Consider the following 1,200-nt stretch of genomic DNA (forward strand, 5'->3'; position numbering starts at 1 on the left):
CCGCCTCTGCACCCGCACGGACCGCAATCTCTCGCGCCGCCACGACACCGAGGCCGAACGCCACACGCGGCATCGCGCGCGCCAGCGGTTCGGCAGCGCGCGCTGACGAGGCCGCGCCATCTCGCTCCAGGGCGCGCAGCGCCTCCACCATCTCGGCGCCTGGCAGCTCGAGGGCGTGCGGCAGCCCCGTCACGGGGGGAGAGAACGCCTCTCCCTTGCGCAGCTGGTGGCGCATCTCACCCAAGACGCGGTCGCTGGGGTCGAGGAGAACGAGCTGGCGCCGATTCGGAATCAGCGTGACCACCAGCGCCCCCGCCTCACGCTCCGGATGGGGAAGCAGATCGATGCGCACCAGCCGTTCGAGACCCAGCGTGCGTATCGTGGCGATGCGAGCGCCCTCGAGATGCTTGCGCAGGAGCATGCAGAAGCTGTTCGGCGTGTCCGCCGTGCCGTACTCGCGCTCAGCCAGATGGATGCGCGGCGCTGACGAGCCCAGGCAGATGAGGAAGCGCGCCTCCGGCCCGGTGAAGTCAGCGCCATCTTGCGAGGTTCGAGGGCGAAAGACCGTGAACGCGAGCAGGTCGGGCGCGAGCTGCTGTATGCGCCGGATCTTTCCGCCCGCGAGTCGCGCATTCATCTCGATGACGGTGACGTGCAGGGCAATGGCGTCGAAGCGAACCCTCAAGATCGGCCTCCTTCCTCGCAGAGATGAAGGGGAGAAAACCCCGGCTTCACACGGCTGTCGTCCGGACGAAGTCGTTCACATCCCGGCAACATCGTTTGCAATCTTGTTACATCGAGCGGATTCCCACGCACGGGGAGGGTGATAATATAAGAGTGTCCCTGGCGGTGACGGGCTCGCGCAAGTGATTGTGCGAGTCAGACACTCAGGGCACGTACATCGAGATCCATCCAAGTATGGCTTGGAACCATCCCCTCTTCTGGCACGGTCGAAAGGCCGTGCCACAGCATTTCCGTGGCTTTTTGCAGGACAGGGAGATCGATGGGCGCAACGGGCACGCCATCGACCATCAGGCGGGCACGCGCCCGTCTACGGTCTCGACCTGCAGCCCCTCGTGTCGCAGGCGACAGGGCAGGTGGCGCGCCCCCGCACCCTCGAGGGCGGCAACCACGGCCTCGCGACGCGACGGCGGTGCCAGCGTGATCATGCATCCGCCTCCCCCGGCGCCGCAGATCTTG

Annotated in this window: 1 protein-coding gene; it reads right to left on the minus strand. The window is 66.7% G+C overall.

Features of this window, described 5'->3' with window-relative positions:
• The coding region (locus tag EB084_26035; GenBank protein ID NDD31725.1) for a hypothetical protein at positions 1 to 685 on the minus strand (685 nt) is incomplete at its 3' end.
• Between the last annotated feature and the right edge of the window lie 515 nt (positions 686 to 1,200).

The organism is Pseudomonadota bacterium (genome assembly GCA_010028905.1).
In the GTDB taxonomy this organism is placed as follows: domain Bacteria; phylum Vulcanimicrobiota; class Xenobia; order RGZZ01; family RGZZ01; genus RGZZ01.